Genomic DNA, 9,253 nt, shown 5'->3' on the forward strand with positions numbered 1-9,253 from the left:
GGTTAAGATCAGTTGCTATCGATTCAGTACATATTGAAGATCTGCTTATGCATAAAAATGTGAAGCGAGTGTTGAAAGGTCTAGCTTGGCTAGTACTAGTAGGCTGCTTAGGTTTTGTATGCATGATCGGTTTTTATGTTTATATGATCTATGGCATTCATCCCTCAGATGAGGGGACGGGCGGTTTAGCCTGTGAGTATGATCGCAATGATCATGTGACCAAGGCAGAAATGTATCGGATACAGGATGGCAAACGCGTGATCACGCCCGTCGATCCATTGCTTTGTCAAAAACAACGTGCAGATTTTCCGAAATAAAAAAACCTGATCGAGATCAGGTTTTAGAGAATGCTAGTTTTGAATGATGCTTAGTGATAACCATGTAATTGGCGGTATAGGCCTGGTGTTACACCGGTCCACTTTTTAAAGGCACGGTGGAAAGTACTGGTTTCACTAAAACCGACTTGCTGTGCAACATCTTCAAGCGTTAAGTCTGGATTAAGCAATAAGTGAATTGCAGCATCACGACGTAAGGCATCTTTCACACCTTGGTAGCTCTTACCTTCAGCGGCTAAACGACGACGTAGTGTTTGCGGCGATAGATACAGCATTGAAGCAACATCGTTCAAGGTTGGCATTTCTTCGCCAATTTGACTCTTCAGCACATCACGGATACGAGATGTTAATGAATTGGTATTTTTAAATTTAACCAATAACTGTGCAGGAGCCGCTTTTAAGAATTCTTCAAGCGTTTCTTCGTTTTGACGAATGGGTAAATCTAAATAATCCGCTGCAAATGTAATTTCAGTTCGTGGTGTATCAAACTGCATGACAGGTGCAAAAAACAAGGCATCATATTCGTCAGCATGTTCAGGACGTTCATAACCGAAGTGTACGCGTTCTAAAGGCAGACGACGTTCAATCAACCAAGAAGCGAGACCATGCCAAATCATCAGCATACTTTCTGTAATGAAATGGTCTGGGTCCATAGATTTTGGAATTTGAGGAACTAAACGTGCTTCGTGTTTATCACGTTCTAGTGTCACTGACCATTCATCACCAAACAGTTTGTAGAACTGCGAAGACAATTCAAGTGCATCACCAAGGGTTTTTGCATGAATAATCAATTGGCACATAATGGCAAAAGTACCCAAGCGGCGCGGTTGAATATCAAAACCGACATGTTCGTCTTGGGTCACCATCCACAACATTTTAATAAAACGTGTGTATTGTTCAGGTGAAATACGGGCTTTGGGTTGGCGTAGAAGTTCAGCCTCAATGCCAACATGAGACAATAAAGTTTCGACATCCATGCCGAGACGTTTCACACCTGTTAAGGCTGCGTTGACGAAATGGATACTGATCGTATCACGACTCATGTTTAATCCTTCAGTCTCTTTAATGTTCACAAATGTTTGACCTAAATGACGCTAAAAAAAGAAATCATGGCAATTTACAACAGCGGTTTTGCCATTTTTACATGGTAAATTGCCGAAACTATCAAGGTAAATGGCTGAACATGACATTGTTTTAATCATTTTATATTTCTACCATGGATAAAAAATCTACACAATTAGAGAAAAATATCCATGGAAGCAGCTTTAAAAGGATTGAAAGTACTCGACTTTTCGACATTACTCCCTGGGCCATTTGCGACCTTGTATTTGGCTGATATGGGGGCGGAAGTTGTGCATATTGAGTCACCGACACGTCCCGATCTGGTTCGTTTGATGCCACCTTATGCCAATGGGCAAGCCACCGCGCATAGTTATTTAAATCGCAATAAACAATCCATTGCATTGGATTTAAAAGATCCGAAAAGCATAGAACTGATCAAAGCGAAAATTTCAGACTTTGATATTGTGGTAGAACAATTTCGTCCAGGTGTCATGCAACGCTTGGGTTTGGATTATGCAGTTTTGGCCGAAATCAATCCGCGACTTATTTACTGCTCGATTACGGGTTATGGTCAAACTGGGCACTACAAAGACCGCGCAGGGCATGACATCAATTACTTGGCTTTATCAGGCATTTCAGGTCATAGCGGACGCCAAGATAGTGGCCCGCCACCGATGGGGATTCAAATCGCCGATGTCGCAGGCGGATCAATGCATGCAATTACTGGCATCTTAGCTGCGGTGATTGAGCGTTACCGTAGCGGTTTAGGACAATATATTGATATTTCCATGACCGATTGCGCCGTCGCATTGAACAATATGGCTGCAGCTGGCGTATTGGCTGCCAATGCTGTAACAGCCGCAGAAACTGCACATCTGAATGGCGGAAGTTTCTATGACTATTATCGAACCCAAGATGGTCGCTATCTGTCTATAGGTGGTTTGGAGCCACAGTTTTTACATGGATTGGCGCAAACTCTAGATTTACCAGCTTTAGCAACGCAAGGCATGTCATTTGATCCGCAAGACCAAACTGAAATTAAGCATGCAATTGCCCGAAAAATACTAACCAAAACATGGGCTGAGTGGAAAAAGATTTTTGCCTCTCAAGATGTCTGTGTGGAACCAGTTTTAAGTTTGGACGAAGCTCTAAATTCACAATTGGCCCAAGAGCGGCATTGGTGTGTTGAAGTTCCGCTACAAGAAGGCGACACAATGACACAAACTCAACTGGCATGTCCGATTAAATTTTCTAGATCAGCATTGATTTATACCCATGTGGGTAAAACTTTAGGTGCGGATAATTGGTTATGAATGGTATAAAAAAAGGTGATAAGTTAAACAATAAAACCTTTAAAATCTCTTAATTAGATAAATATACATATAAATATTGAGGGTTGTTAACAAAAAAATAAATAAATTATACAAATGTGAGAGTGTTATATGGGCTATTAACACAATTGGTATATAGGTCTCCAAATGAAAATAGCTGTGAGTAAACTTGGATCTTTATATCTTAGCCTCGGAATAATGCTTGCGGGTTCAGCAACCCAAGCGGCAACTGCTGCAGATGCTTTCAGTTCTGAAAGCCCATGGATGTTCGGTGATTGGAACGGTCAACGAACAGCGCTTCAACAGAAAGGTTACGATTTTAGTTTTAGTTATGGTGGCGAATTAGCCACTTTGTTAGATGCAAAGCATGCTTCTGGTCATGGCACTGAATATGCGGACCAATTTGCGATCGGGGCACATCTCGATTTAGAAAAAATTGCGGGTTGGAAAGATACCGAAGCACAAATCAATATCACTGAACGTAATGGTCGTTCATTGTCTCAAACTTCAGATGCATTAAATGGTCATTTAAGTGCAACACAAGAACTGTGGGGTCGTGGTCAAACTTGGCGTTTGACTGATTTTTGGATCAAGAAAAAATTCTTAGACCAAAAATTAGATATTAAAGTCGGTCGTTTTGGTGAAGGTGAAGATTTCAACAGCTTTGACTGTGACTTTCAAAACTTAGCACTTTGTGGTTCACAAGTGGGTAACTGGGTCAGTGACCAATGGTACAACTGGCCAGTCAGCCAATGGGCTGCTCGCGTGAAATATAACATTCAGCCTGAACTCTACGCACAAGTTGGGGTTTATGAATACAACCCTGAAAATCTAAAACGTGGTAAAGGTTGGAACTTAAGTACCGATGGTTCAAAAGGTGCCATTATACCTGCTGAAGTGGTATGGACACCCAAAGTCGGCGAGCAAAAATTACCAGGTGAATACCGTGTTGGTTATTACTACATTAGCGCCGATGCAGATGTTGTTGCTAATCCAAATCATGAAAAAGATCATCATCAAGGTGGCTGGGTCGTTGCGAAACAACAATTGACTGCACATCAAGAAGACACATCACGTGGCTTAACTGGGTTTATCAATGCCACCGTGCACGATACTAAAACCAATAATGTAAGTGATATGCAAAATATTGGCTTGGTCTACAAAGGCGCATTCGATGCGCGTCCCAAAGATGAAATCGCAGTAGGTCTTGCCCGTATTAGCATCAATGATGACCTCAATGATGGTCGTAGTGAAGAATACGATGCCGAAATTTACTACGGTATTCATGCGGCAAACTGGCTAACTATTCGTCCTAATATTCAATATATCCGTCACGTCGGTGCTTACAAAAATGGTGAGAATGCGTGGGTCGGCGGTATCAAATTTCAAACAGCATTTTAATTGATGTCCAATTAGAGTTCTTATAAAAGCAATTCGGTAATTCTGAGAAAAATTACGATATTTCCCCTTGAATTGTTTTTGTAACAACTTCTCTTTGCGACATAAAAACGGTGGTGTGTTGAATGTGTTTCACGCACCAAATACAACATTCGACAATAGAGGTGGTCAACATGAGCAACCCATCTACCGGAACTGGGATGCGAACATTTACCGTCGTTGTGATGGCAATTTTCGCCTTGGTTCTATTGATTGGTGGTATCTGGCTGGCAGTCCTTGGCGGTTCTTGGTACTACATTATCGCCGGCCTGTTAATGCTGGCTTCAGCAATATACTTAAGAAAAATTCAAAACAGTTCTTTATACATTTATGCAGCGTTGATGCTGGGTACAGTGATTTGGGGACTTTGGGAGGCAGGTTCTGACTTTTGGGCACTTGCACCGTGTTTTGATATTTTAGGCTTATTGGGCCTTTGGTTACTGATTCCTGCCGTGACACGCGGTATGGAAAATGGCAAAACTGCGAAAATTACATTATCAGGCACACTGGTGATTGCGATTATCGTGATGATCTATTCAATTTTTAATGATCCGCAAGAAATTCACGGTGAAATTAAAAATGCACAACCTCAAACAGCCAAAACGATTGAGGGTATTGCTCCTGAAGATTGGCCTGCCTATGGTCGTACACAAGGTGGTGTACGTTATTCTCCACTCACCCAAATCAATAGCGACAACGTTAAAGATTTAGAAGTAGCGTGGACTTTCCGTACAGGTGAGTTACCAACAGAAAATGACTCAGGTGAAACCACAAACCAAGTCACTCCGATTAAAGTCGGCAATGACATGTTTATGTGTACAACTCACCAACGTTTAATTGCACTTGATCCTGCGACAGGTAAACAAAAATGGGCATTCGATCCTAAACTTAAAGCGGACAATACCTATCAACATTTAACATGTCGTGGTGTGTCTTATTTTGACGCTGCAAATACCACACAGTTTGCAAAAAGCTTAGAGAACAAACGCTCGACTTCTACTGAATGTCCGCGCAAAGTGATCTTGCCTGTAAATGATGGTCGATTGGTTGCAGTCAATGCTGACACAGGTAAAGCATGTAGTGATTTTGGTCATAATGGCAAAGTCGATCTACAAAAAGATATGCCTTATCCGTATCCGGGCGGTTATATCCCAACTTCACCTCCAGTGGTTACTGGCACAACCATTGTGATTGGCGGTTCAACAACTGATAACTTCTCGACTAAAGAGCCATCTGGTGTCATCCGTGGTTATGATGTTAATACTGGTGAATTATTGTGGATCTTTGATACAGGGGTGCAAGATCCAAATGCCATGCCAGGTGAAGGTCAAAAATACTCTGTAGCCTCACCGAATGCATGGGCACCTTTAGCATATGACGAAAAACTTGACATCGTTTATGTGCCAACAGGTGTAGGCACACCAGACATTTTTGGTGGTCACCGTACGCCATTAGATGAACGCTATGCAAACTCAATGTTGGCATTAAATGCATCAACAGGTAAATTAATTTGGAATTTCCAAACCACACATCATGATTTGTGGGATATGGATGTACCATCACAACCTTCATTGGCAGATATCAAAGATAAATCAGGTAATATTGTTCCTGCGATCTATGTCTTAACCAAAACAGGTAATGCATTCGTCCTTGACCGTCGTACCGGTAAAGCGATTGTGCCAATCACCGAAAAAGCAGTTCCACAAACTGTAAAACGTGGTCCACAAACTAAAGGTGAGCATTATTCTGCAACTCAACCGTTCTCTGATTTTGATTTAGCACCAAAAGATAAATTGACTGATAAACAAATGTGGGGTGCCACTATGTTTGACCAGTTGATGTGTCGTGTGTATTTCAAATCATTAAACTACGACGGTATTTATACACCACCATCTGAAAATGGCACATTGGTATTCCCTGGTAACCTTGGGGTATTCGAATGGGGTGGTATGTCGGTGAACCAAGACCGTCAAGTTGCTGTGATGAACCCAATTGGCTTGCCATTTGTCACTAAGTTGATTCCTACAGATCCAAACCGTGAGCAAACTGCGAAAGGTGCGGGTACTGAACAAGGCGTGCAACCGATGTATGGCGTACCTTATGGTGTGGAAATCAAAGCATTCTTGTCACCACTTGGCTTACCTTGTAAACAACCTTCATGGGGCTTTACTGCCGGTGTAGATTTAAATACACATGAAGTGATCTGGAAAAAACGTATAGGTACAATTCGTGACAGTTTACCGAAATTGTTCCAATTACCTGCTGTGAAAATTGGTGTACCGGGTCTTGGTGGATCAATCTCGACTGCTGGTAATGTCATGTTTGTAGGCGCAACACAAGATAACTATATCCGTGCAATCAATGTAACGAATGGTGATACTTTGTGGGAAGGTCGTCTACCAGCAGGTGGTCAAGCGACTCCAATGACTTATGAAGCAAATGGTAAACAATATGTTGTGATCATGGCTGGTGGTCATGGTTCATTTGGTACAAAACTTGGTGATTACCTTGTTGCGTATGCTTTACCAGATAAAAAATAAGTGATTTTACATCGCTAAATAAAAAGCCCGATTTATCGGGCTTTTTATTGGCTTAAATTCTTTATGTAAATTTATGCTAAGTAATGGAGAAATAATTCAATATATTAATAAATAAAAAGTAAAGGACCGGAATCCGCTATATCAGTGAAATTGCGACAGTCTTATCAATAAAATCGCTATTAAATATGTAAAAAACGCATTTTCTTGATAGATAAAATCTCGTTATGCTGTGCATTGTTATAATAGAAATTACTAGCTGTACGCCATGTATTTATATACTGATTTTGACCAGCAACTGGTTAATGAACGTGTTGCACAGTTCCGTGATCAAACGGAACGTTATTTAGCAGGTAAATTGACGGAAGATGAATACCGTCCACTGCGTCTTCAAAACGGCCTTTATGTACAACGTTATGCACCGATGCTACGTATTGCAGTACCTTATGGCCTGATGAATTCTAAACAATTACGTAAAATTGCGTCATTGGCTCAGGACTATGACCGTGGTTATGCGCACGTATCTACTCGTCAAAACATTCAGTTTAACTGGCCTGCACTAGAAAATGTGCCTGATATGTTACAAGAGCTCGCATCTGTTCAAATGCATGCGATTCAAACTTCGGGTAACTGTATTCGTAACACAACTACTGACCAATATGCAGGTGTGGTTGCGGGTGAAATTGCTGACCCACGCCCAACGTGTGAATTGATTCGTCAATGGTCAACTTTCCACCCAGAATTCGCTTTCTTGCCACGTAAGTTCAAAATTGCAGTTTCAGCACTGGAAGAAACTGATCGTGCGGCAACGTCTTTCCATGATATCGGTGTGTATATCGTGAAAAATGAAGCAGGCGAGATTGGCTATAAAATCAAAGTTGGTGGTGGTTTAGGCCGTACCCCAGTGATTGGTAGCTTTATTCGTGACTTCTTGCCACGTGAAGATTTGATTGCTTATTTAGAAGCGGTACTTCGTGTATACAACTTACACGGTCGTCGTGATAACAAATATAAAGCGCGTATCAAAATTTTGGTGAAAGCATTAACACCAGAAGTATTTGCAGAGAAAGTGGAAGCTGAATTTGCACATACCATCAAAACTTTAAAAATTGATGCTGATACCTTGGCGAAAATGGATGAGAACTTCATACCATTTGATTACCAAGATTATGCAGATGAAGATTTCGCAGAGCAATTTGCCGCAGAGCCGAAATTTAAACAATGGTTCAACATCAACACCAATGCACATAAAGTCAAAGGTTACCGCATCGTTACGATTTCTTTGAAACGTGCGGGTATTGCACCGGGCGATATGACCGTTGAAGAAATGAACCTGATTGCTGATTTGGCTGACAAATATACCTTTGGTGAGTTCCGTACGACGCATGAGCAAAATATTGCGCTTGTGGATGTACCACAAAAAGATTTGTTTGATCTATGGAAAATCCTTGATCAACATAATCTTGCACGTGCGCATATTGGGTTCTTAACCGACATCATTTGCTGCCCAGGTGGTGATTTCTGTTCATTGGCAAATGCGAAATCGATTCCAATTTCTGAAGCGATCTCTCGTCGTTTTGATGACTTAGACACCATTTACAATTTGGGTAAATTGGATCTAAACATCTCTGGTTGTATGAATGCGTGTGGTCACCACCATGTCGGTAATATCGGTATTTTAGGTGTAGATAAAAAGGGTGCTGAGTTCTATCAAATCACTTTGGGTGGTAATGCCGACCATGATGCATCAATTGGTGACATCTTAGGCCCATCATTTGCAGCCGAAGTTGTACCAGACATCATCGAAGAAATCTTAAATACTTATCTAGACCTTCGTGCAGAAGGCGAAGAGTTTATTGATACTTACCGCCGTGTTGGCATCCAACCATTTAAGGAGCGTGCATATGCTTAATACAGCACTACAAGTCCTCTCTAAAGATGGCTCGATTGCAGACAATACTTACCAAGTCATTGGTGAAGATGGTGTGTTGCCACAAGGTGACGTGGTTTTAACAGTTGAGCAGTTAGATCAACTTGCGAATGTGTCTGGTAAAAAAGCACTTTTCGTCACGGTGGATGCTTCACCTGAAACCAATGAATTCCCGCTTGACCAGTTAGATACAATCTTTATCGAGTTTGCTGGTTTTAACGATGGTCGTGGCTATTCATTTGCTGCGTTGTTACGTCGCCAAGGTTTTCAAGGCGAGCTACGTGCAACAGGTGATGTATTCAAAGATGTGTTGAACTACATGAAGCGTTCAGGTTTCGATACTTTTGTAGTGAAAGAAGGTAAAGATATTGCTGAAGCTGCTGCTGGCTTAGGTGATTTTACCAATCCATATCAAGCTTCAACTGCAGTGCCGCAAGCGCATTATCAAACTGGTGCTTAAGTGCCTTGATCAATAAAAAAGCCTCCATTCGGAGTAATGCCAGTCAGTTAAGAGATTGACTGGCTTTTTCTTGGGTATTTTTGAGGTTTTCCTTTTACAACCCTTGGATAACTCCTCACTCTTCTCTCAGGTATAACATACCGATTAGATTTCTCCATTAA

The 9,253-nt window shown here is 41.4% G+C and carries 7 protein-coding genes; 6 read left to right on the top strand and 1 reads right to left on the bottom strand.

Going from position 1 to position 9,253, the window contains the following annotated elements; all coding sequences use genetic code 11:
- Positions 1-47: 47 nt before the first annotated feature.
- Positions 48-317 (top strand): hypothetical protein, encoded by a 270-nt coding sequence (locus FTT85_RS14225; RefSeq protein ID WP_180085453.1) that lies wholly within the window; start codon positions 48-50, stop codon positions 315-317.
- Between the two features lie 50 nt (positions 318-367).
- On the opposite strand, the gene FTT85_RS14230 is transcribed toward FTT85_RS14225, so the two are convergent.
- Complete coding sequence (locus FTT85_RS14230; RefSeq protein WP_078190094.1) at positions 368-1,378, bottom strand: AraC family transcriptional regulator; 1,011 nt, start codon at positions 1,376-1,378, stop codon at positions 368-370.
- A 210-nt stretch (positions 1,379-1,588) separates the two neighbouring features.
- Between FTT85_RS14230 and FTT85_RS14235 the strand changes: the two genes are divergently transcribed.
- The 5 genes from FTT85_RS14235 (at position 1,589) to FTT85_RS14255 (ending at position 9,092) form a co-directional block, all read left to right on the top strand.
- Positions 1,589-2,710 (top strand): CaiB/BaiF CoA-transferase family protein, encoded by a 1,122-nt coding sequence (locus FTT85_RS14235; RefSeq protein ID WP_180183819.1) that lies wholly within the window; start codon positions 1,589-1,591, stop codon positions 2,708-2,710.
- Positions 2,711-2,926: 216 nt separating this feature from the next.
- The gene (locus FTT85_RS14240; RefSeq protein ID WP_257232171.1) at positions 2,927-4,129 is read left to right on the top strand and encodes a carbohydrate porin; all 1,203 of its coding nucleotides are present in this window, start codon (positions 2,927-2,929) and stop codon (positions 4,127-4,129) included.
- Positions 4,130-4,299: 170 nt separating this feature from the next.
- A complete protein-coding gene (locus FTT85_RS14245) occupies positions 4,300-6,705 on the top strand; it encodes a glucose/quinate/shikimate family membrane-bound PQQ-dependent dehydrogenase (protein WP_180183821.1) in 2,406 nt (801 codons plus the stop codon).
- Positions 6,706-6,970: 265 nt separating this feature from the next.
- Positions 6,971-8,614: a nitrite/sulfite reductase gene (locus FTT85_RS14250; protein ID WP_180183822.1), complete on the top strand. Its 1,644-nt coding sequence runs from the start codon at positions 6,971-6,973 to the stop codon at positions 8,612-8,614.
- The gene (locus tag FTT85_RS14255; RefSeq protein ID WP_180183823.1) at positions 8,607-9,092 is read left to right on the top strand and encodes a DUF934 domain-containing protein; all 486 of its coding nucleotides are present in this window, start codon (positions 8,607-8,609) and stop codon (positions 9,090-9,092) included. The genes FTT85_RS14250 and FTT85_RS14255 overlap by 8 nt, the downstream gene beginning before the upstream one ends.
- Positions 9,093-9,253: the final 161 nt, after the last annotated feature.

This window comes from Acinetobacter sp. YH01020, assembly GCF_013420275.1.
GTDB classification, from domain to species: Bacteria; Pseudomonadota; Gammaproteobacteria; order Pseudomonadales; family Moraxellaceae; genus Acinetobacter; species Acinetobacter amyesii.